Annotated in this window: 24 protein-coding genes; 8 read left to right on the forward strand and 16 right to left on the reverse strand. The window is 70.8% G+C overall.

All coding sequences use genetic code 11. The features are described from left to right. Positions 1–6: 6 nt before the first annotated feature. Both EV190_RS21375 and EV190_RS21380 read right to left on the reverse strand, forming a co-directional pair. On the reverse strand, positions 7–732 hold the full coding sequence (locus EV190_RS21375) for an ABC transporter ATP-binding protein (protein ID WP_133743393.1): 726 nt from the start codon (positions 730–732) through the stop codon (positions 7–9). Further along, positions 725–1,519 carry an ABC transporter ATP-binding protein gene (locus tag EV190_RS21380; protein WP_133743394.1) on the reverse strand — a complete coding sequence of 265 codons (795 nt, stop codon included), beginning with the start codon at positions 1,517–1,519 and terminating at the stop codon, positions 725–727. The genes EV190_RS21375 and EV190_RS21380 overlap by 8 nt, the downstream gene beginning before the upstream one ends. Positions 1,520–1,867: 348 nt before the next feature. Between EV190_RS21380 and EV190_RS21385 the strand changes: the two genes are divergently transcribed. After that, a complete protein-coding gene (locus tag EV190_RS21385; RefSeq protein ID WP_133743395.1) occupies positions 1,868–2,587 on the forward strand; it encodes a FadR/GntR family transcriptional regulator in 720 nt (239 codons plus the stop codon). 105 nt (positions 2,588–2,692) lie between these two features. On the opposite strand, the gene pafA is transcribed toward EV190_RS21385, so the two are convergent. The 4 genes from pafA to EV190_RS21405 all read right to left on the reverse strand — a co-directional run bounded on the left by pafA (position 2,693) and on the right by EV190_RS21405 (position 6,184). Beyond that, positions 2,693–4,051 (reverse strand): Pup--protein ligase, encoded by a 1,359-nt coding sequence (gene pafA, locus EV190_RS21390; protein WP_133743396.1) that lies wholly within the window; start codon positions 4,049–4,051, stop codon positions 2,693–2,695. Between the two features lie 71 nt (positions 4,052–4,122). Continuing rightward, on the reverse strand, positions 4,123–4,872 hold the full coding sequence (gene prcA, locus EV190_RS21395) for a proteasome subunit alpha (RefSeq protein ID WP_133743419.1): 750 nt from the start codon (positions 4,870–4,872) through the stop codon (positions 4,123–4,125). A 49-nt stretch (positions 4,873–4,921) separates the two neighbouring features. Further along, positions 4,922–5,770: a proteasome subunit beta gene (prcB, locus tag EV190_RS21400; protein ID WP_133743397.1), complete on the reverse strand. Its 849-nt coding sequence runs from the start codon at positions 5,768–5,770 to the stop codon at positions 4,922–4,924. A 210-nt stretch (positions 5,771–5,980) separates the two neighbouring features. Next, positions 5,981–6,184: a ubiquitin-like protein Pup gene (locus EV190_RS21405; protein WP_133743398.1), complete on the reverse strand. Its 204-nt coding sequence runs from the start codon at positions 6,182–6,184 to the stop codon at positions 5,981–5,983. A 259-nt stretch (positions 6,185–6,443) separates the two neighbouring features. On the opposite strand from EV190_RS21405, the gene EV190_RS21410 reads away from it, so the two are divergent. Beyond that, complete coding sequence (locus EV190_RS21410; RefSeq protein ID WP_133743399.1) at positions 6,444–6,662, forward strand: EF-hand domain-containing protein; 219 nt, start codon at positions 6,444–6,446, stop codon at positions 6,660–6,662. Positions 6,663–6,728: 66 nt separating this feature from the next. Here the strand turns inward: EV190_RS21410 and dop are convergent, their stop codons facing one another. The 3 genes from dop to EV190_RS21425 form a co-directional block, all read right to left on the reverse strand. After that, entirely contained in the window at positions 6,729–8,249 is a 1,521-nt protein-coding gene (gene dop, locus EV190_RS21415; protein WP_341770569.1) for a depupylase/deamidase Dop, read from the reverse strand. 160 nt (positions 8,250–8,409) lie between these two features. Beyond that, the gene (gene arc, locus EV190_RS21420) at positions 8,410–10,173 is read right to left on the reverse strand and encodes a proteasome ATPase (protein ID WP_133743400.1); all 1,764 of its coding nucleotides are present in this window, start codon (positions 10,171–10,173) and stop codon (positions 8,410–8,412) included. A gap of 169 nt (positions 10,174–10,342) precedes the next feature. Beyond that, positions 10,343–11,275, reverse strand: a complete 933-nt coding sequence (locus tag EV190_RS21425) for a tRNA (adenine-N1)-methyltransferase (protein ID WP_133743401.1) — start codon at positions 11,273–11,275, stop codon at positions 10,343–10,345. Between the two features lie 217 nt (positions 11,276–11,492). Between EV190_RS21425 and ppgK the strand changes: the two genes are divergently transcribed. Further along, positions 11,493–12,269, forward strand: a complete 777-nt coding sequence (gene ppgK, locus EV190_RS21430; RefSeq protein WP_133743402.1) for a polyphosphate--glucose phosphotransferase — start codon at positions 11,493–11,495, stop codon at positions 12,267–12,269. 77 nt (positions 12,270–12,346) lie between these two features. On the opposite strand, the gene EV190_RS21435 is transcribed toward ppgK, so the two are convergent. After that, positions 12,347–12,649 (reverse strand): hypothetical protein, encoded by a 303-nt coding sequence (locus EV190_RS21435; RefSeq protein ID WP_133743403.1) that lies wholly within the window; start codon positions 12,647–12,649, stop codon positions 12,347–12,349. A gap of 288 nt (positions 12,650–12,937) precedes the next feature. Between EV190_RS21435 and EV190_RS21440 the strand changes: the two genes are divergently transcribed. Then, positions 12,938–14,215, forward strand: coding sequence for a helix-turn-helix domain-containing protein (locus EV190_RS21440; protein ID WP_208113281.1), 1,278 nt, complete (start codon positions 12,938–12,940; stop codon positions 14,213–14,215). Continuing rightward, complete coding sequence (locus EV190_RS21445; protein WP_133743405.1) at positions 14,212–14,694, forward strand: hypothetical protein; 483 nt, start codon at positions 14,212–14,214, stop codon at positions 14,692–14,694. The genes EV190_RS21440 and EV190_RS21445 overlap by 4 nt, the downstream gene beginning before the upstream one ends. A 277-nt stretch (positions 14,695–14,971) precedes the next feature. Here EV190_RS21445 and EV190_RS21450 read toward each other — a convergent pair whose 3' ends face one another. Further along, complete coding sequence (locus tag EV190_RS21450; protein WP_243742714.1) at positions 14,972–16,114, reverse strand: site-2 protease family protein; 1,143 nt, start codon at positions 16,112–16,114, stop codon at positions 14,972–14,974. Positions 16,115–16,213: 99 nt separating this feature from the next. Here EV190_RS21450 and EV190_RS21455 point away from each other — a divergent pair, with 99 nt between their 5' ends. The 3 genes from EV190_RS21455 to EV190_RS21465 all read left to right on the forward strand — a co-directional run bounded on the left by EV190_RS21455 (position 16,214) and on the right by EV190_RS21465 (position 19,578). After that, complete coding sequence (locus EV190_RS21455) at positions 16,214–17,044, forward strand: RecB family exonuclease (RefSeq protein WP_133743406.1); 831 nt, start codon at positions 16,214–16,216, stop codon at positions 17,042–17,044. 58 nt (positions 17,045–17,102) lie between these two features. Beyond that, the gene (locus EV190_RS21460) at positions 17,103–17,792 is read left to right on the forward strand and encodes a response regulator (protein ID WP_133743407.1); all 690 of its coding nucleotides are present in this window, start codon (positions 17,103–17,105) and stop codon (positions 17,790–17,792) included. 361 nt (positions 17,793–18,153) lie between these two features. Beyond that, a complete protein-coding gene (locus EV190_RS21465) occupies positions 18,154–19,578 on the forward strand; it encodes a threonine/serine exporter family protein (RefSeq protein WP_133743408.1) in 1,425 nt (474 codons plus the stop codon). Between the two features lie 167 nt (positions 19,579–19,745). Here EV190_RS21465 and EV190_RS21470 read toward each other — a convergent pair whose 3' ends face one another. The 5 genes from EV190_RS21470 to EV190_RS21490 form a co-directional block, all read right to left on the reverse strand. Beyond that, positions 19,746–21,548, reverse strand: a complete 1,803-nt coding sequence (locus tag EV190_RS21470; protein ID WP_133743409.1) for an ABC transporter ATP-binding protein — start codon at positions 21,546–21,548, stop codon at positions 19,746–19,748. Between the two features lie 117 nt (positions 21,549–21,665). Continuing rightward, positions 21,666–22,679 (reverse strand): ABC transporter permease, encoded by a 1,014-nt coding sequence (locus tag EV190_RS21475; RefSeq protein WP_133743410.1) that lies wholly within the window; start codon positions 22,677–22,679, stop codon positions 21,666–21,668. A gap of 95 nt (positions 22,680–22,774) precedes the next feature. After that, positions 22,775–24,541: an ABC transporter substrate-binding protein gene (locus EV190_RS21480; RefSeq protein ID WP_133743411.1), complete on the reverse strand. Its 1,767-nt coding sequence runs from the start codon at positions 24,539–24,541 to the stop codon at positions 22,775–22,777. A gap of 82 nt (positions 24,542–24,623) precedes the next feature. Beyond that, entirely contained in the window at positions 24,624–25,649 is a 1,026-nt protein-coding gene (locus EV190_RS21485; protein WP_133743412.1) for an ABC transporter permease, read from the reverse strand. 667 nt (positions 25,650–26,316) lie between these two features. Continuing rightward, on the reverse strand, positions 26,317–26,778 hold the full coding sequence (locus tag EV190_RS21490) for a cellulose synthase (RefSeq protein WP_133743413.1): 462 nt from the start codon (positions 26,776–26,778) through the stop codon (positions 26,317–26,319). Positions 26,779–26,918 lie beyond the last annotated feature (140 nt).

Consider the following 26,918-nt stretch of genomic DNA (forward strand, 5'->3'; position numbering starts at 1 on the left):
TCACCCTCAAAAGCCCAGGTAGGCGTGGCGCATCCGGTCATCGGCGAGCAGCTCGCCGGAGCTTCCCGAGGCCACGACCGCGCCCTGGGAGAGCACGAGGCCGTGGTCGGTGACGGACAGCGCCCCCGCGGCGTTCTGCTCCACCAGCACGACCGTCAGCCCGGTCCCGGCGCGCAGGTCCTGCAGCAGCCGCATGATCCGGCGGGTGATGAGCGGGGCCAGGCCGAGGGAGGGCTCGTCCAGCAGCAGCACCCGGGGGCGCGCCATCAGCGCGCGGCCGATGGCGAGCATCTGGCGCTCCCCGCCGGACAGGGTGCCCGCGTGGCGGGTCCGCCGTTCGGCCAACGGCGGGAAGAGCTCGAACATCTCGGCGGCCTTGGCGCCGCGCTCGCGCCGCCCCGCGCGCCACAGTCCGCCCAGCCGCATGTTCTCCTCGACGGTCAGCTCGGCGATGACCCCGCCGCCCTCGGGCACGTGCGCGACGCCGTGGCGGACCATGGCCTCGGCGGGGAGCCGGGTGACGTCGGTTCCGTCCACCAGCACCCGGCTCCCCGGGTCCGGGGGCTGCAGCCCCGAGACGGTGCGCAGCAGCGTGGTCTTGCCCGCCCCGTTCGCGCCCAGGACCGCGCAGATCTCCCCCCTGCGCACGGTCATGTTCACCGAGCGCAGCGCCCGGACCGCCCCGTAGCGGGTGGACAGGTTCTCGATCCGCAGGATCGGCGGTTCAGTCACCGTTCTCCTCCTGTGCGGGCGTGCCCAGGTAGGCCTCGGCCACCGCGGGGTCGGCCTGGACGACCGCGGGCGGTCCCGAGCAGATGACCTGGCCGAAGTTGAGGACCACGATGTGGTCGCACACGTCCATGACCAGGTCCATGTGGTGCTCGACGAGCATGACGCCCATGCGCCGGCCGAACCCGCGGATCTTGGCGGCGAGTTCGGCCGTGTCGTCGCCGGAGAGCCCGCTGGCGGGCTCGTCCAGCAGCAGCAGTTCGGGCTCGGACACCAGGGCGCGGGCCAGCGCCACCCGCTTCTGCACCCCGTAGGGCAGGGTCCCGGGCAGGGCGTGCGCGGTGTCGGCGACGCCGAACTCCTCCAGCGCCGCCATCGCCCTGGCCGTGAGTTCGCGCTCGTCGCGCTGGTAGCGGCCCAGGCCGGTGAGCATCTCGGGCAGCCCGCCGCGTGCGAGGCGGTCCGCGCCGACGATGACGTTGTCCAGCACCGACATGTGCCCGAAGAGGTTGAGCCCCTGGAAGGTGCGGGAGACCCCCAGCCCGGCCAGCTGGTGCGGCCGGTGGTCGCGCAGCCGTTCGCCCTTGAGGGTGATGCTGCCGCTCTGCGGCCGGACGACCCCGGACAGGACGTTGAACAGGGTGGTCTTGCCCGCCCCGTTCGGCCCGATGAGGCCCGCCACGGTGCCCGGGGCGATCGTCAGGCCGACGTCGGAGAGGGCGGCGAGGCCGCCGAAGCGGACCGTCACCCCCTCGACCTCCAGCAGGTGGTCCAGTGCGGTAGGGGCCATGAACTCTCTTCTCTCTACACGGAACCGCCGCACCCGGACAGCGGGGGATGACGACTTCCCATCTCATGCCGACTAGTCGGTATGGACAGAGAAGGGCGGTGCGAAAGCGTCCGGGAATGGAAGGGGTGGCCAGGAGGTGAACGCCACCGCCCGCGCCCTCAAACTACCCATCGACCTGGGAGGCAGGAAGCTTTCGAAGGCCGAACCGGTGATTCCACCGATAGGCGCGCGCCGCGGCCCCCGTCTCCCCCGCCTGCGGGCGGGGGCGGCGGAGCCCCTTGCACGCTGGCCGGCACGGGTGTTAACTTCACCGGAACCAACCCGTCAGACGTCAGAGGCACCGGTGTGATGAGTAGTGAGAGCCTGGTCGACAGCCTCGCCGAGCATCTGCTCGACCAGGTGGTGCGCGGTGAGATCGCGGTGGACGAGGCGCTGCCGTCCGAGGCCGAACTCGCCGTACAGGCCGGTGTCAGCCGCCTGACCGTGCGCGAGGCCGTCAAGGTGCTGCGGACCAAGAACATCGTCCGCGTCAAGCGCGGCCGCGGGACCTACGTCAACGCCGCCGACCGCTGGACCGACCTCGAGCCCGTGCTGCGGGCGGTCGGCCGCGGCGCCGGGGCGGGAACGACCGCGCTGGCGGTCGTCGAGGTGCGGCGCATGATCGAGGCCGGGGCAGCCGAGCTGTGCGCCGCGCGCCGCACCGAGGCGGACCTGGCCCTGCTGGCGGCGCACGTGGCGGAGATGGACGAGGCCGCCGCCGCCGGCGACGCCGCCGCGTTCGCGCGCGCCGACGACGCCTTCCACGAGGCGGTCCTGCGCTCCTGCGGGAACGCCTTCGTACCCGCGGTCTGCGGGCCGCTGGACCGGCTGCTGCCGCACGTCCGCACCCGGGCCGCCGCCTTCGCCCCGGTCCGCGAGAACGCCCAGAAGCACCACCGGCACATCCTGGCGGAGGTCACCGCCGGGTCGCCCGCGGCGGCCCGCGGCGCGATGGAGGCCCACATGGACCAGACCGCCACCGACCTGCTGCACTACGTGGTCGACCGGATGGGCGAGGCCCCCCGCTGAGCAGGACCGCGATGGTCCTGACGCCGGCGTCAGGACCATCGCGGTCGCGGAAGGCTCCCCGGAAGGCGGTCCGCGGGGCCTCCCGGCTCCCGCGGACCGCGGCGGCTACATGCCCGCGATGAGCTTCTCGACCCGCTCGTCCAGCGCCTTGAACGGGTCCTTGCACAGCACGGTGCGCTGGGCCTGGTCGTTGAGCTTGAGGTGCACCCAGTCCACGGTGAAGTCGCGGCGCTTCTCCTGCGCCTTCTTGATGAACTCGCCCCGCAGCCGGGCCCGGGTGGTCTGCGGCGGGACCGACTTGGCCTCGAAGATCTTCAGGTCGCTGACCACCCGCTCCATCTGCCCGCGCCGCTGCATCAGGTAGAACAGCCCGCGCTCGCGGTGGATGTCGTGGTAGGTCAGGTCGAGCTGGGCCACCCGCGGCGAGGACAGGCTCAGGCCGTGCTTGGCGCGGTACCGCTCCAGCAGCTTGTACTTGGCCACCCAGTCGATCTCGCGCGCCACCAGGTCCAGGTTGCCGGTCTCCACCGCCTCCAGCGTGCGCTGCCACAGCTCCAGCACCCGCTTGCCGGTGGCGTCGGTGCCGTTGCGGTCGACGTGGTTCTGCACCTTCTCCAGGTACTCGCGCTGGATCTCCAGCGCGCTGGCCTCCCGCCCGTTGGCCAGGCGCACCTTGCGCCGCCCGGTCATGTCGTGGCTGACCTCGCGGATCGCCCGGATCGGGTTCTCCAGCGTGTAGTCGCGCATCACCACGTTCGCCTCGATCATGCGCAGCACCAGGTCGGTGGAGGCGAGCTTGAGCAGCGTGGTGGTCTCGCTCATGTTGGAGTCGCCCACGATGACGTGCAGGCGCCGGAAGCGCTCGGCGTCGGCGTGCGGCTCGTCCCTGGTGTTGATGATGGGGCGCGACCGGGTCGTGGCCGAGGACACGCCCTCCCAGATGTGCTCGGCGCGCTGGCTCACGCAGTACAGCGCGCCCCGCGGGGTCTGCAGCACCTTGCCCGCGCCGCAGATGATCTGCCGGGTCACCAGGAACGGGATGAGGACGTCGGCCAGGCGCCCGAACTCGCCGTGCCGCCCCACCAGGTAGTTCTCGTGGCAGCCGTAGGAGTTGCCCGCGGAGTCGGTGTTGTTCTTGAACAGGTAGATGTCCCCGGCGATGCCCTCCTCGTGCAGGCGCTGCTCGGCGTCGACCTGCAGGCCCTCCAGGATCCGCTCGCCCGCCTTGTCGTGCGCGACCAGGTCCACCAGGCTGTCGCACTCGGGGGTGGCGTACTCCGGGTGGGAGCCCACGTCCAGGTAGAGCCGCGCCCCGTTGCGCAGGAACACGTTGGAGCTGCGCCCCCACGACACCACGCGGCGGAACAAATAGCGCGCCACCTCGTCCGGCGACAGCCGTCGCTGCCCCCGGAACGTGCAGGTGACCCCGTATTCGTTCTCCAAGCCGAAGATGCGACGATCCACGCGGCCTCACCCATCCTTCGTCCGTCCCGGGACGCCGCGGGCGAGGAGCCCGCGGCGCCTGCCAATCGAAATCAGTCGGCGCCGGCACCGCCTTCGGGGGAGCGCGGTCCGGCCGGGCTCCCCTTCCCCGCGGCGCGCGCGCCCTCGAGCATCCGGACCAGCCGGTCCCCTTGGATCCGGCGGAACTTGCGGTGCGGGCGGGAGCGCTCCAGAACCGCGACCTCCAGGCTGGCGGCCTCCAGTTCGCGCTGCTCGCCGTTCTCGTGGGCCAGGGCGTGCACGGCGGCGTCCAGCGCCTCCGCCAGCGGCGCGCCCTTGACGTACCGCTCGCGCAGCGCCGTGGTGACGCGCTCGGCCGATCCGCCCATGGCCAGGAAGTCGTGCTCGTCCACGACCGAGCCGTCGAAGGTGATGCGGTAGATCTGGTCGGTGTCGGAGGTCTCGCCGACCTCCCCGACGACGATCTCCACCTCCCAGGGCTTGTTGCTGTCGGTGAAGACCGCGCCCAGGGTCTGGGCGTAGGCGTTGGCGAGCATCTGCCCCGTGACGTCGCTGCGGTCGTAGGTGTAGCCGTGCATGTCGGCGAAGCGCACCCCGGCCAGGCGCAGGTTCTCGAACTCGTTGTAGCGGCCGACCGCGGCGAACGCCACCCGGTCGTAGAGCTCGCTGATCTTGTGCAGCGTCCGGGACATGTTGTCCGCCACGAACAGGATGCCGCCGTCGTACTGCAGCACGACGGCGCTGCGGCCGCGCGCGATCCCCTTGCGCGCGTAGTCCGCCTTGTCCTTCATGATCTGTTCTGGCGAGACGTAGAACGGCATCGACACCGGCGTGGTTTCCTTTACTGGTCTGTGAGGGTCTCGGCGGTGGTCAGCGCACCGGGGCGGTGGGTCCGTCGGGACGCTCGGTCCGCCCGGTCACGACCGTCTCGGCCAGCTCCTCGACCTCGGCCGCGGCCATCCTGCGGTGCCCCTCGTCGGTGACGACGTCGATCAGCGGGTAGATCTTGCGGTACACGTCGGGCCCGCCGGTGGCGGAGTCGTCGTCGGCGGCGTCGTACAGCGCCTGGAGGGCGGCGAGCGCGGCGTCCGTCTCGGTGAGGTCCTCGCGGTAGAGCTTCTTGAGCGACCCCCTGGCGTACACCGACCCCGAGCCGATGGAGTGGTAGCGGTGCTCCTCGTAGCGCCCGCCCACCGGGTCGTAGCTGAAGATGCGGCCCTCGGAGCGGCTCTCGTCGTAGCCCACCAGCAGCGGCACCACGACGAAGCCCTGCATGGCCAGGCCCAGGTTGGAGCGGATCATGGTGGCCAGCCGGTTGGCCTTGCCCTCCAGCGACAGGGGCCGCCCCTCCCGCTTCTCGTAGTGCTCCAGCTCCACCTGGAAGAGCTTGGCGAGTTCGATGCCGATCCCCGCCGCGCCCGCGATGGCCATCGCGGAGAACTCGTCGGTGCGGAACAGCTTGTCCATGTCGCGGTTGGCGATCACGTTGCCGGAGGTGGCCCTGCGGTCCCCGGCCAGGATGACGCCGCCGGGGAAGGTCATCGCCACGATGGTGGTGGCCTCGGGGGTCAGGTGCGCACCCGATCCCCCCTGGGGGAGATCGGACCGGCCCGGCAGCCGGTCGGGGCTCACCGCGCTGAGGAAGTCGACGAACGACGAGGTTCCCGGACTCATGAATGCGGCGGGCAGCCGTCCGCTGCCCCCGAACGCTTCAGACACGCGACTCCCTTCGACGGCGCCCCCGCCCGGAAGGGGCGGGCGGGGCGCTCTGCGGACTTCTTCGTTGGCTTGCTCGACCCTACTGACCCCGCAGGACACGGAGGTACTCGCCGGAGGCGACTTCTCTTTCAGCGAACTCGGTGAGGGGCCCGCCGGCGGCCCCGACAGGGACCGGGGCCCGTCCCCCGGTCCCGGCGACAGGCGCCCCGGCTACTCGCCGCCCTTCTGCACGAACTGCCGCACGAAGTCCTCGCTGTTGGTCTCGAGCACCTCGTCGATCTCGTCCAGGATGTCGTCGACGTCCTCGGACAGCTTCTCGTTGCGCTCGGCGGCCTCGGTGCCCGCCTCGACCTCTTCGACCTCTTCGTTCTGCCGGGTGCCGTGCTTCTGACCGCCGGTGTCCCTGGTCGCCATGTGGAGGCTCCTCCCTGTCGTCGAGCTCTCGCCACTATCTTGGCCATTCGACGCCCCGCTCAACCTTGATCACGGCGTCTGTTTTGCGCACGGTACCCGCCGGACGGCCCGTACAAGCGTCCGAACAGCCGACATCCACCCGATTCGGCCGCCCGGGGGACAGGATCGCGCACCGCGGCCTCCGACCGGGACCGCTGTAGGGTACCGATCGTCTGCGATTCGGGACCAGGGCACGGCGAGAGCCGGGAAAGGTGCGGCAGTGGCCGACACGAACGACTACGCGGCGACATTCGACCTTGTCGACAGCGACGACGACCAGCGCATCTCCGCGGGGGAGCTGCACAGGCTGATGGAGGTGCTGGGCTCGCCGATCACCGAGGAGCAGTCCGTCGAGGCCGTGCGCGGCATCGACGGTGACGGCGACGGGCTGATCTCCCTCGCGGAGTTCACCGCCTACATGCGGGCCGCCGGCTCCTGAGCCCGCCGGGCGCCCCGCTCCCTCCCCGCCTCCGCGGGGCCGGCGGACGGGCGGGGCGCCCTCCGTTCAGCGCCGCTCCCCCGTGAGCACCGCGACCAGGTCCGCGGCCGTGGCCGAACGGTCCAGCAGCGCGCCCACGTGCTCCTTGGTCCCGCGCAGCGGCTCCAGGGTGGGCACGCGCTGCAGGGAGTCGTGTCCCGGCAGGTCGAAGATGACCGAGTCCCAGGACGCGGCGGCGACCGAGTCGGCGTACTTCGCCAGGCAGCGCCCGCGGAAGTAGGCCCGGGTGTCGACGGGCGGCTCCGTGATGGCCTCCCGCACCTCGGACTCGTCCAGCAGCCTCCGCATGCGCCCGCGCGCCACCAGTCGGTTGTACAGCCCCTTGTCCTCGCGCACGTCCGAGTACTGCAGGTCCACCAGCTGGAGGCGGTGGTGGTCCCAGTCGAGGCCGTCGCGCGAGCGGTAGCCCTCGAGGATCTTGAGCTTGGCGACCCAGTCGAGCTGGTCGGCCAGCCGCATGGGGTCCTCGGCCAGGGTCGCCAGGACCGCCTCCCAGCGGTCGAGCACGTCGGCGGTGTCGGGGTCCACGTCCGAGCCGAACCGGTCCTCGACGTACTTGCGGGCCTGCTCCAGGTACTCGCCCTGGAGCTGCAGCGCGGTCATGCGGCGCCCGTCCCGCAGCCGCGCCCCGTGGGTGAGGCCGGGGTCGTGCGAGATGGCCCGCAGGTCCGCCACCGGGGTCTCCAGCGACAGGTCGGCGCTGAGGAAGCCGTCCTCGATCATCGCCAGCACGATCGCGGTGGTCCCGATCTTGAGGTAGGTCGAGATCTCGCTCATGTTGGCGTCGCCGATGATGACGTGCAGGCGCCGGTACTTGTCGGGGTCCGCGTGCGGCTCGTCGCGGGTGTTGATGATGGGCCGCTTCAGGGTGGTCTCCAGCCCCACCTCGACCTCGAAGAAGTCGGCGCGCTGGCTGATCTGGAACCCGGCCTCCCGGCCGTCCGCGCCGAGGCCGACCCGACCGGCCCCGCACACGACCTGGCGGGAGACGAAGAACGGGATGAGGTGCCGGACGATGTCCGCGAACGGGGTGGCGCGGCTCATCAGGTAGTTCTCGTGGCAGCCGTAGGAGGCGCCCTTGTTGTCGGTGTTGTTCTTGTACAGCTGGATGGGCTCGATCGTGGGGATGGCCGAGGCGCGCTTGGCCGCGTCCGCCATGACGCGCTCGCCCGCCTTGTCCCACAGCACCGCGTCACGGGGGTTGGTGACCTCGGGCGCGGAGTACTCGGGGTGGGCGTGGTCGACGTAGAGCCGCGCGCCGTTGGTGAGGATCACGTTGGCCAGCCCCAGGTCCTCGTCGGTCAGCTGGGACGGGTCCGCGACCTCGCGCGCGAGGTCGAACCCACGCGCGTCGCGCAACGGGTTCTCCTCCTCGAAGTCCCAGCGGGCCTTGCGCGCCCGGGCGGCCGAGGCCGCCAGGTAGGCGTTGACCACTTGGGTGGAGGTCACCATCGCGTTGGCACCGGGATTGCCGGGCACGGAGATCCCGTACTCGGTCTCGACACCCATAATCCGCCGCACAGTCATGCCTTGAGGTTATCCAGCGCGAGCCGTTTTGATGCGCGGCCCGCCGAATTGTGCCCCAACAGCCGTGTTCGGGACGCGCCCCTCCCCGCCCGGAGGGCACCCGATGGCACGGGGCCGACCGGACTACCGGTCGGCCCCAAGGCGTCCTACGGCCGCGTTCCTACAGGTACTGGCCGGTGTTGGCCACGGTGTCGATGGAGCGGCCCGCGTCCGCGCCCTTCTTGCCGGAGACCAGGGTCCGGATGTAGACGATGCGCTCGCCCTTCTTGCCGGAGATGCGCGCCCAGTCGTCCGGGTTGGTGGTGTTGGGCAGGTCCTCGTTCTCGCTGAACTCGTCCACGCACGCCTGGAGCAGGTGCGCCACGCGCAGGCCCCGGGAACCGGCCTCGAGGAAGTCCTTGATGGCCATCTTCTTGGCGCGGTCCACGATGTTCTGGATCATGGCCCCGGAGTTGAAGTCCTTGAAGTACAGGACCTCCTTGTCACCGTTGGCGTAGGTGACCTCCAGGAACCGGTTCTCCTCGGTCTCGCCGTACATCCGCTCGACCACCCGCTGGATCATCGCGTTGACGGTCCCGGCCGCCGAACCGCCGTGCTCGGCCAGGTCATCGGTGTGCAGCGGCAGGTCGTCGGTGATGTACTTGGAGAAGATGTCGCGGGCCGCCTCGGCGTCGGGCCGCTCGATCTTGATCTTGACGTCCAGGCGGCCGGGCCGCAGGATCGCCGGGTCGATCATGTCCTCGCGGTTGGAGGCCCCGATCACGATGACGTTCTCCAGGCCCTCCACGCCGTCGATCTCGCTGAGCAGCTGCGGGACGATCGTGTTCTCCACGTCGCTGGACACCCCCGAGCCGCGGGTGCGGAAGATGGAGTCCATCTCGTCGAAGAACACGATGACGGGCGTGCCCTCGCTGGCCTTCTCGCGGGCGCGCTGGAAGACCAGCCGGATGTGCCGCTCGGTCTCGCCGACGTACTTGTTGAGCAGCTCCGGGCCCTTGATGTTGAGGAAGAAGCTCTTGCCGACGTCGCGTCCGGTCTTCTCCGCGACCTGCTTGGCCAGGGAGTTCGCGACGGCCTTCGCGATGAGGGTCTTTCCGCATCCGGGCGGGCCGTACAGCAGCACGCCCTTGGGCGGGCGCAGCTTGTGCTCGTAGAAGAGCTCCTTGTGCAGGTAGGGCAGTTCGACCGCGTCGCGGATGAGCTCGATCTGGCCGCCGAGCCCGCCGATGTCGGTGTAGGCGATGTCCGGGACCTCTTCGAGGATCAGCTCCTCGACCTCGGACTTGGGGATGCGCTCGTAGACGTACCCCGAGCGCGACTCCAGCAGGAGGGAGTCGCCGGCGCGGATCGGCTGGTCGCGCAGCGGCTCGGCGAGCCGGACGATCTTCTCCTCGTCGTGGTTGGAGATGACCAGGGCGCGGTCACCGTCCTCGAGGATCTCCTTGAGCATGACGACCTCGCCGACGGTCTCGAACGAGGCCGCCTCCACGATGTTGAACGCCTCGTTCAACATCACCTCCTGGCCGGACCGGAGCTCGTCCAGGTCCACCGAGGGGCTCACGTTCACCCGCATCTTGCGGCCGTTCGTGAAGATCTCCACGGTCTCGTCGTCACGGGCCTCCAGGAAGACGCCGAAGCCGGACGGCGGCTGTGCCAGCCGGTCGACCTCCTCCTTGAGCGCCACGATCTGGTCGCGGGCTTCCTTCAGGGTCGAGACCAGGCGGTCGTTCTGCGCGTTCGACGCCGCGAGTCCGGTCTGGGCCTCCCTCAACCGGTCTTCGAGCAGCCGCACGTGCCGAGGGGAGTCGGCGAGCTTGCGCCGCAGTACGCTGAGTTCCTTCTCCAAGTAGGAGACCTGAGCCGTGAGCTCCTCACGGTCGCGCTCTGCCTGACGCTCGTCATCGCGATCGGCCACGTCCGCCACCTCCCGTTAAGAGGAAAAATCTACTCGGGAGCCTACCTACCCAGGCCCCGTTCCTAACCTGTCCACGCCCTCCAGTGTGGAAGGCCTCAGTTTTTGATCTTGCAAAGAACAAGCTCAGACCGATAGTGCGAACTGCGGCGTAATCAGAACGTGACCATCACCGTCCGCGTCAGCCCTCGCTCCCGGCCTCGGGGGCCTCGGGGGCGACCGGCCCGGGCGCGGCGGCCGCCGCCCTGGCGCCGGTGTAGTCCTCGCCGTAGGAGCCCTTGGCGGGGCGGCGGCGCCGGTCGGGCGCGGTCGTCTCGTCGGCGAGCCTCCGCGCGGTGACCAGGAAGCCGGTGTGCCCGATCATGCGGTGGTCGGGCCGCACCGCGAGACCCTCGACGTGCCAGGTGCGCAGCATCGTCTCGAACGTGTACGGCTCGTAGAAGGAGCCGTGCTCGCGCATCCCCTCCACCACGCGGGACAGCTGGGTGGTGGTGGCCACGTAGACGCAGGCCAGCCCGCCCGGGACGAGCGCCTTGGCGACGGCGTCCAGGCACTCCCACGGGGCCAGCATGTCCAGCACGACCCGGTCGAAGTCGCCCTCGTCCAGGCTCTCCACCAGGTCCCCGACGGTGAGCCGCCAGGACTCCGGTTCGGCGCCGAAGTAGCGCTTGACGTTGGCACGGGCGATCTCGGCGAAGTCGGCGCGGCGCTCGTAGGAGGAGATGTGCCCCCCGTCGCCGACGGCGCGCAGCATCCAGCAGGTCAGCGCGCCCGATCCGACCCCCGCCTCCAGCACCCGGGCACCGGGGAAGATGTCGGCCTGGGCGACGATCTGGGCGGCGTCCTTGGGGTAGACGATGGTCGCGCCGCGCTTCATCGACAGGGTGAAGTCGGCCAGCAGCGGACGCAGCGCGACGTAGGCGGTGCCGGAGCTGGCCGTGACGACGCTGCCTTCGGGACGGCCGATCAGGTCGTCGTGGTCGAGGCGCCCCCGATGGGTGTGGAACGCCGTGCCGGCGCGCAGGGTGATGGTGTGCATCCGGCCCTTGGGGTCGGTCAGCTGCACGATGTCGCCGTCGTCGAAGGGTCCGCGGCGGCCGTGAATGCCGGTCACTGGTGTCGTCTCTCCATGGATGAGCGTGCTGCGGGGCCGTGTCGCCCGGGCGTCCCGCCGCACGGGGCGGAGCTGTCGCGGCCGCGAGTCCGGGGAACACGCCCCGGGGGCCGGTCGTCCAGCGTATCCGCCATGGTGGATCACGGCGTAATCGGCGGCGGGCACGGAAAGCACGATTGAATACGTGCCAAGGCAGGGCGACAGAAAGGCAGACCTGATGGCGCAGCACATCTCCCGGACCGGACTCGGTATCGACATCGGTGGCAGCGGGATCAAGGGCGCCCCGGTGGACCTGGACACCGGGGAGTTCGTGACCGAGCGGGTCAAGATCGCCACCCCGCGGCCCTCCACCCCCGAGGCGGTCGCCTCGGTGGTGGCCGAGATCGCCGCGGCCTTCCCCGAGCACGTCACCGCCGACTGCCCGCTGGGCGCGACGTTCCCCGCGGTCATCCAGCACGGGGTGGCGCGCAGCGCCGCCAACGTGGACGCCTCCTGGATCGGCGCGAACGTCGAGCACCTGCTGGCCAAGGCGACCGGGCGGCGGGTGCTGGTGGTCAACGACGCCGACGCCGCGGCGGTGGCCGAGCACCGGTACGGCGCGGCGGCGGGCGTCCAGGGGGTGGTGCTGATGACCACGCTGGGCACCGGGATCGGCACGGCGCTGCTGGTGGACGGGGTGCTGGTGCCCAACACCGAGTTCGGGCACCTGGAGATCGACGGCCACGACGCCGAGACGCGGGCCGCGTCCAGCGTCAAGGAGCGCGAGGGCCTGTCCTACGAGGAATGGGCCGAGCAGCGCCTGCAGCGCTACTACTCGGTGGTCGAGGACCTGCTGTGGCCGGACCTGATCGTGGTCGGCGGCGGGGTGAGCCGGAAGTCCGAGAAGTTCCTGCCGCACCTGCACCTGCGCGCGCCCATCGTTCCGGCGCGGCTGCGCAACACCGCGGGCATCGTCGGGGCGGCGGCCCTGGCCGCCGAGCGGCTGGGCGGCTGACCCCGTCCCCTCCGCGGTCGGCCCGGCCGATGGGAGGGGGCCATCGGCGGAGTCCGGGGATCGGCGTCGGGTCGGGGTCAGCCCCGGTCCGGGGCGAGCAGTCCCCGGATGCGACGGGCGGCGAGGGACGGGTGGGCGGCGGAGGTCAGAGGGGTGAGGAAGGGCGCTTCCGCGTGCCCGTCAGGGGAGCGCAGCCACCACCAGAGCTCTCCCCGGTGCGGGCGCAGCACTGTGCGCTGGGTTCTGGGGCCTTCGCCTCTCGTCCTTCCCTCCCCTCGCAGGGTGGCGTCGACGGCGCCGATCCGGCCGTCCAGACGCGTCTCCAGTCCCATTTCCCGCAGACGGGTGTTGAGCGCGCGCAGCGCGCGGATCCACTGCATATCGCCTCCGCCCCGGTCAAGCCCGTGACCGGCCCCGGTCAGCGCGGGAGTTCCCCTGGACGGCGTTTCGATGGCCATTCGGCCCCCTCTTTTATGCGAATCCCTTACAAATCGGGACTTTGGTCTCTTGACTGTGCACCGTCCGCCATTTCCGCGAAAGCCTTATGCGGATGGCGCATAGCCGTATTTCTCTTGCAGATAGCCACGAACCCCAGGTCGGGTCCCTAACCTAGGCTCATGCCCCAGCGTGATGGTGTCCTACCTCCGGATTTTTGGAGCCGCCCCGCAATGGCCACCGCATTGGCCACTTGCGACATGGCGGCGATCGTGGAAGCCGTCCGGCTCGCCCGGGGATGGTCTCAGGCCGAACTGGCCCGGACCGTCGGCTACAGCCAGAGTTGGGCGTCCCGGGTCGTCAACGGCCAGCAGTCCCTCACCCTCAACCAGGTGAGGGAGATCGCCGAACGGCTGAACATCCCGATCCACCTGCTCCGATTCGCGGGCGCGAACGCCGCTCCCGTGTCGTCGGCACCGTCGCGCCGCCCCGCCGTGAACGCGGCGGGCCAGGCGAAGGGGGCGGGTCCAACGCGACGTCGGGACTTCACGAAGGTCGTCGCCATGGCGGCGCTACCGCTGCCATCGGCGTCATCGGCCGGGGACATACACGAGGAGACGGCCGCGACCCTGCGCGCCATCACCGGGGGCCAGCGCCGCCTGGACGCCTCCTCCCCCTCACGCGACATGGCCAAGGCCGCACTGGCCCACCTGGAGCTGTCCGCGCGGACCCTGGCCAGGGCCGCCCGCACCCCGTTCGCGACGGACGTGGCCGCCGCCGCGAGCGAGGCGGCCGGCTTCGCCGCGTGGCTGCACACCGACATGGGCGACTCCGGCTCGGCCCGCTCCTACTACCGGGTGGCCGTCGAACGCGCCCGCCAGGCCGGGCACAACCTGCTGGACGTCTACATGCTCGGCAGCCTGGCCTCCTTCGAGATCGAGTCGGACGACCCCGGGGTGGGGCTGGTCCTGGTCAGGGAGGCCGCCCGGCGCCTGGGCGACGACGCCCACCCCACCGCCCGCGCCTGGCTGTCCTGCGTGTGCGCGCTCGGCCACGCGGGAATGGGCGACACCTCGGCCGCGCACCGCGAACTCGCCCACGCCGAGAGCGCCGTGGGCCGCGTCGACAACACCGCGCCGCCCTGGCCGTGGGTGTTCGCCTTCGACGAGGCCAAGGTCGCCGGGTACCGGGCGCTGGCCGCGGTGCGGCTGCACCAGCCGAACGAGGCCCGGTCCGCGTTCTACGAGGCGTTCGGCCGGGCCCGCCCGGGACCCAAGCAGGGGGCGCTGCTGATGGTGGAACTGGCCTCGGCGCACGCCGACGCGGGCGACGTGGACGAGGCGTTCCGACTCGCCTCCGAGGCGCTGCGCACCGGCGCGGCCTACCGGTCGGAGAAGGTGGTCAGCCGGGTCCGGCGGTTCCGCCGCGAGTACCGGGGCCCTCGGGCGCGCTGCGTGAGCTCGCTGGACGAGCACCTGGCCGCCATGATCACGGGGACGGTCGGGACGTGAGTGCACGGCGCGTCGCGATCACCGGCCACCGGGGGCTTCCCCCCGGTACGACCCGGCTCGTGGAGTCGGGCCTCCGCGGGTACCTGGCCGCTCTCGGCCCCGGCCTGGTGGGGCTGTCCTGCCTGGCCGACGGCGCGGACACGCTGTTCGCCCACGCGGTGCTCGCGCTGGGCGGCGCCCTGGAGGTGGTCGTCCCCTCCTCCCTGTACCGCGAGGCCCTGCCCCCCGAGCACCACGGCGTCTACGACGCCCTGCTTTCGCGCGCGTCGGCGGTGCGGCGGCTGCCGTTCACCGACTCCACCCCCGAGGCGCACCTGGCGGCGGGCCGGCTGCTGGTGGACGAGTGCGACGAACTGGTCGCGGTGTGGGACGGCGCCCCCGCCCTGGGCCCGGGCGGCACCGCCGATGTCGTGGGCCACGCCCGCGAGCACGCGTGCCCCGTACACGTCGTCTGGCCACCGGGCGCCCGTCGCTGGTGACGGCAGGCGGGGGCCACCCTCCCCGTTGTCCGTGGTGTTCGTTCCTCCCGGTGATCGTGACCTTTTCGGGGTCTCAGAGACGGTTGAGACCCCGAAAAGGTCACGATCACCGGAGAGAGCACCAGGAAACGGACACCTTCCCGCAGCCCGGGGCCCCACCCGCCGTCGCCGCCTCGTCACCGCGCCGCGCCGCGCACGAGAACACCTCGACGGTCCGGTCGGCGGATTCCCGGCACCGAATCACCCCCGCGCCGGAGGCTCCCAACCCGGCCGCGTTCTACCGGCCGCCGCTCCCCGAGAAGACGTCCTGCACGTCGGAGGTGTTCAGCACGCCGAAGACCGTGCCTCCGGAGTCGATCAGCAGGTACTCGGACGCGGGGCGGGCGCCCATGGCTTCCAGCAGCTCGTCCCCCTCGGCGTCGGCCGACAGTACGGCCTCGGGCACGATCGCGCGGGCGACGTGCGCGACCGGGACCCACGGCCGCCGCCCCTCGGGCACCGCCGCGGCGGCGGCGTCGTTGACCAGCGAGGTGGGCGTCCCGGCGGAGTCGGTCACGATGATCGCGCCCGCCCCGGCCTCGCCGCGGCGGCGCAGCGCCTCGGCCAGCGGGGTGTCGGCGGTGGCGAGCACGGCGCGCCGGGCCAGCGATCGGGCGCGCAGGGTGGGAACGCGGGCCCGCATCCGGGCCGTCTTCAGCGCGCTGGAGGCGTTCGCCCAGATGAACGCGCCCAGCAGCACCGACCACACGATCGTGAGCACGCCGGGGACCGCGCGCCACAGCGTCCAGGAGTACGCGAAGGGCAGCACGACCACGGCTGCCCCCAGCAGGCGGCCTCCCCATGCCGCCACGACGGTGCCGGTCAGGGGTTTGCGGCTGACCGCCCACACGCCCGCGCGCAGCATCCGGCCGCCGTCCAGCGGCAGCCCCGGAAGCAGGTTGAAGACCCCGACCAGGAGGTTGGCGACCCACAGCTGCCACACCAGGACGCCCGCGACGGTGGCGGGGTCCATCACCAGGTAGGCGGCGGCCCCGGCTCCCGCCAGGGCCAGCGACAGCAGCGGTCCGGAGAACGCGATCCAGAACTCCTGACGGGGGCGGTCCGCCTCGCGCTGGATCTCCGAGACCCCGCCGAGCATGTAGAGGGTGACGCGGCGCACCGGGAGGCCGTAGGCGCGCGCGACCACGCAGTGCGCGAGCTCGTGCACCAGGACCGAGGCGTACAGCAGCACCGCGAAGACGAAGGCGACCAGGTAGGAGGCCGCCCCCAGGTGCAGGGCGCGGTCCACCACCGGCTGGTACAGCACGGTGATGAGGGCCGCGATGACCAGCCAGGAGGGGGTCACGTAGACGGGGATCCCGAAGGGCCGTCCCATCAGCAGGCCCCCGCGCCTGCCCTCACCGGATCTGGTACCGCTCATCGGTGGCCACCGCCTGGTCCTGTCACGCTCCAAGGTTATGCGCTCCGCGCACGGCGTTCGCTGCGCTCCTGTCACCACCGGTGGCTAAGGTTGGTCGACATGAGCTCCGCACCGATCCGGGCGCTGTCGCCGTCGCGCGCCGCCGACTTCATGCAGTGCCCGCTGCTGTTCCGGTTCCGCGCGATCGACCGGCTGCCCGAGCGCCCGAGCCCGGCCGCCAAGCGCGGCACGCTCGTGCACTCGGTGCTGGAGCGGCTGTTCGAACTTCCCGCCGACTCCCGCACACCGGAGTCGGCGCTGGCCCTGCTGGACCCGCAGTGGCGGGGGCTGCTCGAACGCGAGCCCGAGGTCATGGAGATGTTCGCCGACGAGGCGGCCCTGGAGTCCTGGCTGGCCGAGGCCCGCGCGCTGGTGAAGCGCTACTTCGAGCTGGAGAGCCCGCAGCGGCTGGAGCCGCGCGATCGGGAGAGGCGGCTGGAGGTCCAGCTGGACTCCGGTCCCCGGCTGCACGGGTACATCGACCGCCTCGACGTGGCTCCGGGCGGCCAGGTCCGGATCGTCGACTACAAGACCGGCAAGAAGCCCCTGGAGCGCTACGAGGACAAGGCCCGTTTCCAGGTCTTCTTCTACGCGGTGATGGTGTGGCGCGAGACCGGGCGCGTCCCGGACCGGTTGCAGCTGCTGTACCTGGGGGGCGACGGCGGGATCCGCTGGTACGACCCCACCGAGGAGGACCTGCGCAACGCCGAGGCCCACATCCGCTCGGTGTGGGACGAGATCGCCGAGGCCGCCCGGACGGGGCAGTGGAAGCCGCGCAAATCCAAGCTGTGCGGCTGGTGCGACCACCAGGCGCGCTGCCCGGAGTTCGGCGGCACTCCCCCGCCGCTGCCGTCCCCTCCCAGCGGAGAGGCCGCCTCCTCCCCGGAGTAGGGGCCGGAGCCCGCCGGTTCCACTCGGCCGGTCCTCCTGATCGGGGACAATGGAACGTATGACCGTCAGTGTTCTGCTCGTCGACGACCAACCGCTGCTGCGCGCGGGGTTCCGGCTCATCCTGGAGTCGGAGCAGGAGGTGAGCGTGGTCGGCGAGGCCGCCGACGGCCGCGCGGCGCTGGCCTGCGCCCGGCGGCTGCTGCCCGACGTGGTGCTGATGGACATCCGCATGCCCGGCAAGGACGGCATCGAGGCCACCCGGGAGATCCTCGCCTGGGCGGCCGAGGCCGGGCAGACCATCAGGGTCCTGGTGCTGACCACCTTCGACCTGGACGAGTACGTGGTGGAGGCGCTGCGCGCGGGCGCCAGCGGCTTCCTCCTCAAGGACGTGCCCCCCGACGAGCTGCTCAACGCGATCCGGGTGGTCGCCGACGGCGCGGCCATCGTCGCCCCGTCGGTGACCCGGCGGCTGCTCGACCGGTTCGCCGCCAGGCTGCCCCCGGCCCGCGCCGCCGCGCCGCCCCGGCTGGACCGGTTGACCGACCGCGAACACGAGGTGCTGCGCCTGCTGGCGCGCGGGCTGTCCAACGCGGAGATCGCGGGACGCCTGGTGGTCAGCGAGACCACGGTCAAGACGCACGTGGGCAACGTGCTGACCAAGCTGGGCCTGCGCGACCGGGTGCAGGCGGTCGTCTACGCGTACGAGACCGGACTCATCAGCCCGGGCGCCCCCGGGGACCGCCGCTGAGCCCTCGTCGTCCGGGCGTGGCCGGCCGGCCCGCCGCTCCCGACCTGGCGGAATCCTCGCCCCTTCCCCGGGGCGCGGTTCCGGACCACTCCGGAACCACGGTGGGTGACGGACCTCACCCGGACGCTTTCCGCGCGGGGCCAACCGCGACCGGAGCGGCGGCGTCTTCAGAGTGTGCCGGGCCGCCTCCGACGCGGGGCGCCCCGCCGGTTCTGCGGCGACGGGACCCGCGACGCCCCCGGCCGTCCGCGAAGAGCCGACTCGGCACCGCTCCACATCCGATGACCGGATCACTCCGGTCCCGCGGATGGCGGTGCGTCGATCGGGCAGAGTCCACTGGTAAGGAGGTGCCTCCCTCGCGATGAGCGAATCACCGCAGCGGTCCCCGCTGGATGACAACACCCTGCTGAGCCGGTTGCGCGACTGGCGGGCCGCCCGCGACCTGGAGTCGGGGGCCGAGGAGTTCGACGACGATTCGGCGTCGCTGCTCGATCCGCGCGCCATCGACCTGGTGCTCCGCGTGGGCGAGCTGCTGCTGGCCAGCGGCGAGTCGACCGAGGCGGTCAACGAGGCGATGCTGAGCCTGTCGGTGGCCTTCGGCCTGCCGCGCACCGAGGTCTCGGTCACCTTCACCGCCATCACGCTGTCCTGCCACCCCGGCGGGGACCAGCCTCCGGTCACCGGCGAGCGCGTCGTACGCCGCCGCACCCTGGACTTCTTCCGGGTCAGCGAACTGCACACCCTGGTCCAGGAGGCCGCGCTCGGACAGGTCGAGATGGAGGGGGCGATCGCGCGGCTGCGCGCCATCAAGCGCGCTCCGCGCCCCTATCCGCGCTGGGTGCTGGTCACCGGGTTCGGCCTGATCGCCTCCAGCGCCAGTGTCATGGTGGGCGGCGGCTTCACGGTCGCCGCGACGGCGTTCGCCGCCACCGTGCTGGGGGACCGGGCCGCGGTCTGGCTGGCCGAGCGGGGCGTGGCGGAGTTCTACCAGATGGTCGCCGCCGCGCTGATCGCCGCCAGTACCGGCATGGGCCTGCTGTGGGTCAGCTCGGAACTGGGGCTGGGGCTGCGTGCCGGCGCGGTGATCACCGGCAGCATCATGGCGCTGCTGCCCGGGCGTCCGCTGGTCTCCAGCCTGCAGGACGGCATCAGCGGGGCGTACGTCTCCGCGGCCGCGCGCCTGCTGGAGGTGTTCTTCACCCTGGGCGCGATCATCTCCGGGGTGGGCGTGGTCGCCTACGCCGCGGTCCGCCTCGGGGTGGCCGTCGACCTGGACAGCCTGCCCTCGGCGGGCTCCTCGATGGAGCCGATGGTGCTGGTGGGCGCCGCCGGGATCGCGGTGGCCTTCGGGGTCTCGCTGGTGGTGCCGCTGCGCGCGCTCGCGCCGATCGGCGTCATGGGCGTGCTGATCTGGCTGTGCTACGCGGGACTGCGCGAGGCGCTGGCCGTGCCGCCCGTCGTGGGCACGGCCGTCGGCGCGGTCGTGATCGGGGTGTTCGGGCACTGGCTGGCCCGGCGCACCCAGCGGCCCGCGCTGACCTTCATCGTCCCGGCGATCGCCCCGCTGCTGCCCGGCAGCATCCTGTACCGGGGGCTGCTCCAGATGAGCACGGGCGACCCCCTGGTCGGCATGGCCAGTCTCGGTGAGGCGGTCGCGGTCGGCCTGGCCCTGGGCGCGGGGGTGAACCTGGGCGGCGAGCTCGTGCGCTCCTTCTCCCGCGGCGGCCTGGCCGGATCCGGGCGCCACGGCCGCCAGGCGGCCCGCCGCACCCGCGGCGGCTACTAGGGTCCTGTTGATGATCTTGACGCCAGTGTTCTACAAAACGGACAAAGTGGAACGCTAGCGTCAAGATCATCAACGGAAACCACGCGGGACGCCGCGCCGGGTAAACGGGAGGGACCCGTCCGGACAGGCGTCCGGACAGGCCCCTCCGTGTGCTCACGGCGCGGCGGTCACACCGTGCTGCTCTGCCGGCGCATGCGCTGGCGCTCGGCGCGGTGCGACTTGGCCTCGTCCGGGTCGAGCACCGGGGCGGCCGCCAGCAGCTGCCTGGTGTACGGGTGCTGCGGGTTCTCGTACACCTCGTCGCCGTCGCCCATCTCCACGATCTGGCCCTTGCGCATGACCACGACGCGGTCGCTGACCTGGCGGACCACCGCGAGGTCGTGCGCGACGAAGATGAGCGTCAGGTCGAAGTCGTCCTGGAGCTCGGACAGCAGCCGCAGGACCTGGTCCTGGGTGGACACGTCCAGCGCGGAGACGGGCTCGTCGCAGATCACCAGTTTGGGCTTGAGGATCAGCGCGCGGGCGATGGCGATCCGCTGGCGCTGCCCTCCGGAGAAGGCGTGCGGGAAGCGGTTGTAGTGGGAGGGCTCCAGACCGACGCGTTCCAGCAGCCCCTGCACCTCGCCCCTGATCTTCTTGGCGTCGCGCTCGCCCTGCACGCGCAGCGCGGTGCCGATGCTCTCCCCGATGGTCATACGCGGGTTGAGCGAGGAGTACGGGTTCTGGAAGATCATCTGGACGTCGCGGCGCAGCGGACGCAGCTGGCGCTCGGGCAGGTGCGTGATGTCCCGGCCCTCGAAGACGATCGTGCCCTCGCTGGGACGGAGCAGCCGCATCACCATGCGCGAGAGCGTGCTCTTGCCCGAACCGGACTCGCCCACGATGCCGAGCGTCTCCCCCTGGTAGAGGTCGAAGGAGACGTCGTCGACGGCGTAGAAGTCGGTGCTGCGCCCGAAGGCGCCACCCCGGACCTTGAACTTCTGGCGCACGTTCTTCACGCTCAGCAGCAGCTCACCGCTGTCGCCCGACGCCTTCGTGACCGGGGCCTCCGCCACCGGCGCGGCGCCCTCGGGCTCCGACCCGGCGGCCGGCACGGCGGCTCGGTCCGCGCGCATCTCGGCGCGGCGCTGGGCGCGCGAGACCTCGATGCGGGGCACCGCGGCCAGCAGCGCCCGGGTGTAGGGGTGCTCGGGGGCGCTGAGCACCCGGCGGACGTCGCCGCGCTCCACCGCGACGCCCTTCCGCATCACCAGGACCTCGTCCACCGAGCCGGCGACGACCGCGAGGTCGTGGCTGACCAGGATGAGCGACATGCCCAGGTCGTGGCGGAGGTCGTCGAGGAGGTCGAGGATCTGGGCCTGCACGGTCACGTCCAGCGCCGTGGTGGGCTCGTCGGCCAGCAGCACCTTGGGCTCGCAGACCAGTCCCATCGCGATGAGGACGCGCTGGCGCATGCCGCCCGAGAACTCGTGCGGGTAGGAGTTGACGCGCCTGGCGGGCTCGGGGATGCCGACCCGGTCCAGCGCGTCGACCGCGCGGGCCTTGGCCTCGGCCTTGCCCGCCTTGGGGTGGTGCGTGCGGTAGGCCTCGATGAGCTGGTTGCCGATGGTGTACTGCGGGTGCAGCGAGGACATCGGGTCCTGGAAGACCATCGCGATGTCGTTGCCGCGCATCGCGCGGATGGCGGAGTCGGGGGCGGCGACCACGTCGGTGCCGGCGACGGTCAGCCCGCCGGTGATGCGTGCCTTCGAGCCGCGGTGCAGACCCATCAGCGCCAGCGAGGTGACGCTCTTGCCCGAACCGGACTCGCCCACGATACCCAGCGCCCCGCCTTGCGGGACATCGAAGGACAGCCCGTTCACCGCGTTGACGTCGCCGTCCATGGCAGGGAAGGTGATCGAGAGGTCGCGCACGGAGACGACGGGCCCGCCGCTCCCCGCGGTTCGGGATCCGGTTCCCGGATTGGTCATTGCCGGTCTTCCTTCGGCTCGGATGCCCCGCACGCGGTACCGCGGGGCAGGGGAGAAAAGTTCGTGGTCGGGTCGGTGGCGGTGCCCGGCACCGGGAGTGGCCGGTACCGGGCGCCGTCAGCGGGCCGCTCGCACCCTGGGGTCCACCAGAGGGTAGAGCAAGTCCACGATCAGGTTGCAGACGACGATGAACAGCGCGCCGAACAGGGTCACGCCCAGGATGACGGGCAGGTCGCTCTGCACGATCGCGGTGACCGCGTATCGGCCGATCCCGTTGAGCGAGTAGACCTGCTCGGTCAGGACCGCGCCGCCGAGCACCAGGCCGATGTCCAGACCGAAGATGGTCAGGATCGGGGTGAGGGTCGGCCGCAGCCCGTGCTTGAGGATGACCCGGCTCTCCTTGAGGCCCTTGGCCCGGGCGGTGCGGATGTAGTCCTCGCCCATGGTCTCCAGCATGCCCGCGCGGGTCTGGCGCGCGTACTGCGCCGCGTGCAGGAACGCCAGGGTCAGCCAGGGCAGCAGCAGGCCCGACGCCCAGGCGGCCGGGTTGTCGGTGAACGGCGTGTACTCGGCGTTGGGGAAGATCTCCCAGCTGTGCACCAGGAAGGCCAGGGCGAGCTGTCCGGTGAAGAAGATCGGCAGGGACACGCCGGCCAGGGCGAGGCCCATGGCGATCCGGTCGAAGAAGCTGCCCTTCCTCACCGCCGAGACGACTCCGACGAGGACCCCGCCGACCAGCCAGATCAGGGCCGCGCCCAGACCGAGCGAGAAGGTGACCGGGACCCTGTCGAGGATCGCCGGGAAGACCTCCTGGTAGGTCTGGAAGGAGTAGCCGAAGCAGGGCGCGGAGCACTGGACGACGTCGTTGCCGAAGGTGTACTCGGCGCCGACGAAGATGCCCTTGACGAACTCCCAGAACTGCAGGGCCAGCGGCTGGTCCAGGTTGAGCCGTTCGATCGTGGCCTGGATCGCCGCCTCCGTGGGCGCGCGGCCCACGTACATGGTGGCCAGCTGCTCGGTGGTCCGGCCTGCGATCCTCGGGACCACGTAGAAGATGACGAAGGTCATCAGGGTCACCACGAGCAGCAGCAGCGCGCTCGCGCCCAGGCGCCGGAGAATGTATTTCAGCATCGCGACTGGCTGCGGGAGCCGGAGTGGTCCTTGTGGGACCACTCCGGCCCCCGTGCCTTCACCTGCCTTCTCTCAACTGGTCGAGGCGGATGTGTCTACTCGTTGTTCGTGGTGCCGAGCGCCATGTAGTCGTACATGTGGTAGCTCGGGTTGAAGTAGACGTTGGTCAGGTTCTCCGGACGGTACAGGACCGACTTCTGGAAGACGCCCGGCAGGATGGTCGCGCTCTCCATGGTCAGCTCGTCGATCTGGGAGTAGATCGCGGCCTGCTCCTCGGGGTCCTCGACCTGGGTGACATCGTCGAACAGCTGGTTGATCTCCGGGTCGTCAAGCTCGGAGATGTTGGAGTTGCCGGCCTCCTTGATGGAGTCGCCGTCCAGGATGGAGCTCATGTAGCCGTAGCCGGAGGGCCAGTCGGACATCCAGCCGTAGTAGTTGAGCCCCAGCTCGTTGTCGGCGACGAAGTCGGGCGAACCGGCCTGGGTGTTGGTGAAGGTGTCGGAGGGGAAGCTCTTGATCTCCGCGGTGATGTTGGCCGCGGCCAGGCTCTCCTGGATCGACTCGACCGCGGCGACCTCCGCCGGGCGGTCGGAGCGCACGCCGATGTTGACGGTGAAGCCGTCCTCCTCGCCGCACTCCTCCAGCTTCTCCTGGGCCATCTCCACGTTGCCGGTGCCCGAGGCCGCCTCGTACGGGTCGAGCTCGGGGTTGGCGCCGGGGATGGACGGGGGCAGCACCTGGGTGGCGATCTCGCCGCCGAACTCGCCGCCGTAGGCGCGCTGGATGCCCTCGCGGCTGGCCGCGTACTGGATGGCCTGGCGGCAGGCGACGTCGTCCAGCGGCTCGACCTTGGTGTTGATCGCGACGTAGAAGTGCGCGCCGGTGACCGGGTTGTCGATGTTGGCCCGGGCCTCCTCGTCGGCGAGCAGGTCGCCCTTCATCGCCGGGCCCAGACCGGTGCCCGCGAGGTCGACGTCGAGCTCGCCGTTGACGAGGCGCTGGTCGATCTCGTTCTGCTCGACGCCCTCCTCGACGGTGACGCGGTCGGGCAGCGCCTCGCGGGTCGGGTCGCTCTCGGGGTCCCACTGGTCGTTGCGGACCAGGACGAGGCCGTCGCCGGGGGTGTAGGAGCCCTCGAACTTGTAGGGGCCGGAGGAGACGACCTGGCCCTGGTACTGCTCACCCGTGTCGGCCTCGGCGGGGACCGGGGCGGTCTGGGTCTGGCTCAGGATGTAGGGGAAGTCCGCGAACGGCGCCTTGAGCTTGAAGACCAGGGTGTAGTCGTCGGGGGTCTCGATGGCGTCGAACCCGGCCAGCGGGTCGCCGCCGCCGTAGGGGCCCTCGTAGTCGTCGGCGTCCAGCAGCTGCTGGAAGTACTTGGGGCCGTTGGGCAGCGCCTGGGGGCCGAAGTTGCTGCGCGCGATGGCGTACTTGATGTCCTCGGCGACGATCTCCGAGCCGTCCTCGTACTTGAGGCCCTGCTTGAGCTTGATCGTCCACTCGGTGCCGTCGTCGCTGACCTCGGGCATGTCCTCGGCCAGGTCCGGGAGCAGCTCGCTGGAGGCCTGCCCGGGGACCGGGGAGAAGGTCAGGAGGGTGCGGGCGTAGTAGCGGCTGAAGTTCCAGACGTAGCCGTAGTAGGTGTTGCCCGGGTCGGTGCTCTCCATGTTGGCGGAGATCGCGTAGCGCAGGGTGCCGCCGGTGGCGTCCGAGGCGTTCACGACCTCGGTGCTGGCCTGGTCGAAGACCCCGCCGGCGCCGCTGCCGCCGTCGCCGTCCCCGCCGTCGCCACCGCCGCAGGCGCTGAGCAGGAGGGTTGCCGCCGCGCCGAGCGCGACGAACCCCATAGCGCGTTTGTTCACTTTTTTCAGCCTTTCTCAGGGCTTGGGAATCAGGGGATGTCCTCCGGCCGGGCGGACCGTGGTCAGTCCGGCCGGACCGTGGTCAGTCCGAGGACCGGGGGTCGAAGGCGTCGCGCAGTCCGTCGCCGAAGAGGTTGAAGGCGAGGACCGTGACGAAGATCGCCAGACCGGGGATGATCACGAAATGCGGGGCCTGCGTGTAGTAGTCCAACGAGTTGGACAGCATGCCGCCCCAGGTGGGGGTGGGCGGGTTGATCCCGACCCCGAGGAAGGAGAGCGCCGCTTCGAACAGGATGTTCGTGGGGATCAGCAGGGTCGCGTAGACCAGGATCGGCGCCACCAGGTTCGGCAGGATCTCGCGGAACAGGATGTGGCCGGTGCCCGCGCCCAGGCTGCGGGCCGCCTCGACGAACTCGCGCTCCTTGAGCGTGAGCGTCTGGCCCCGCACGATCCGGCCGATGTAGGGCCAGCTGAAGAAGCCGATGATGAAGATCAGCACGGACACGCGCAGGCCGTTGTCGGTCAGGCCGAAGGCCCCGTCGGGGATGACGCCGGCGAGCGCGATGGCGAACAGCAGCAGCGGGAAGGCCAGGAAGATGTCCATCGTCCGGCTGATGACGGTGTCGACCACGCCGCCGAAGTACCCGGCGGTGATGCCCAGGACGGTACCGATGATCACGCACAGGATGGTGGACAGGAAGGCGATCAGCAGCGAGATCTGCGCGCCGTAGACGATCCGGCTGAACAGGTCTCGCCCGTTGACCGGCTCCAGGCCCAGCAGGTGCTCCCAGCTGATGCCGCCCATCTTGTCGGTGCTGAACGGGTCGTTGGGATCGTCGCCCAGGACGCCCTGGGTGGAGGGGTTGATGAGGTCCTGGTGGAACTCGTTGGGCGGGTAGCCGAACCAGTGCGTCAGCAGGGGGGCGAAGATCGCGACCAGGATCAGGAGCACGACCACGACGCCGCCGCCCAGGGCGACCTTGTCGCGGCGCAACCGCTGCCAGGCGATCTGTGTGAGGGAGCGACTCGCGATATCGCGGACACCTTGGGTGATGGCCTCCGGCTCGGCGTGCTGAGCCGACTCCGTCGCGTCCAAAGGCGCGGTCATGACACCACTACTCCCCCACTAATCCCGCTTGTGGCTGCGGATTCGGCTCCGGCGGTTCCCGGATCGCTCGGCGACGCCGACGCGGCCGGAAAGAGGAGTCCGTGTCCGCGCTTTACTGGCCTGGCCGTTACCGACGGTGAGTGTTTTCCCACCGCCATGGCGTGCCCGCCCGGCTTCCTTAACAGGAAAGGTAAACAGGGCTAAAGCACCAGATGCGCCTGGTAGCGCACGACGGACAATTTACGCTCCATCTGGTAGCAAATCGTCCAATTTCCCACCTCGTAGCCGAATCGTGACACGAGTATCGCGAATCCGTCACTTGCCGTTACATCCGATGCGAACGACTCCACAACAACACAGTGTGACTCGGCAATCACGCACGATCTACTTCGGGGAATTCGTGTTCCGCCGCACCGCACCGCGTCATGCTATGCCGCCTGACCACCCGCTTCTCACCGGCTGAGACGCAAAAAGACCCCGCCCGCCCCGCAGTGGGAGGCGAACGGAGCCGAAAACCGCGACTCTCCAGGAAGAACCGAACAGTACTCAAGCTACTGTGCAGTATGTCACTGTCAATGCGCGGTTAGCCATCCTTGCCATTCAACGCAAGCGATCCATCGGCCCGACAGGATCAGGGGCGTCGATCTCCGAGGCCGACTCTTTGTGGTCAACTGATTCCGCGTTTGCGCAACAGCGCCTCGATGTCGTCGAAGTCGTCGTCACCCGCAGGCGCGGATTTCGGAGCGGGGGCTGCCACTCCGGGCGCCGTCGCGGCCTTTCCGGCCGGAGCCGCCTTGGGCGCGGACGGCGTCTTCGCACCGGCTCCGCGGGACCGCACGAGGCCGCCGGTCACCCACAGCACCACCGCGAGCGAGGCCACCGCGACCCCCGCCCAGGCGATCGGGCTGAACACCAGGTTGGCGAAGAAGCGCACCAGGTCTCCGACGAGCCCCACGAGGATCGACATGAGACCGACCAGGCCTGCCGCGAGCGGCAGCAGCGACCACGCGACGGCGCGCAGCCCCGAGGCGGCGCCCCTGCGGCGCCACACCACCCAGGAGATGACCAGCCCCACCACGGTGAGCGCGGCACCCAACATCGGACCTTCGAACGGGATCTGTGTCGGCATGCTCCCAGTCTCGCACCGGAGGCTCCACCGCACATCAGGCGTGTCCCCTAGGTAGTGTTTTCAAATGATCGCCGCTGGTGGATCATGGTGTCGTGATACGTCGTCATGAACTGTCGGATGCCGAGTGGGAGTTCGTCCGG

It is taken from the genome of Actinorugispora endophytica (genome assembly GCF_004363075.1).
GTDB lineage: Bacteria > Actinomycetota > Actinomycetes > Streptosporangiales > Streptosporangiaceae > Actinorugispora > Actinorugispora endophytica.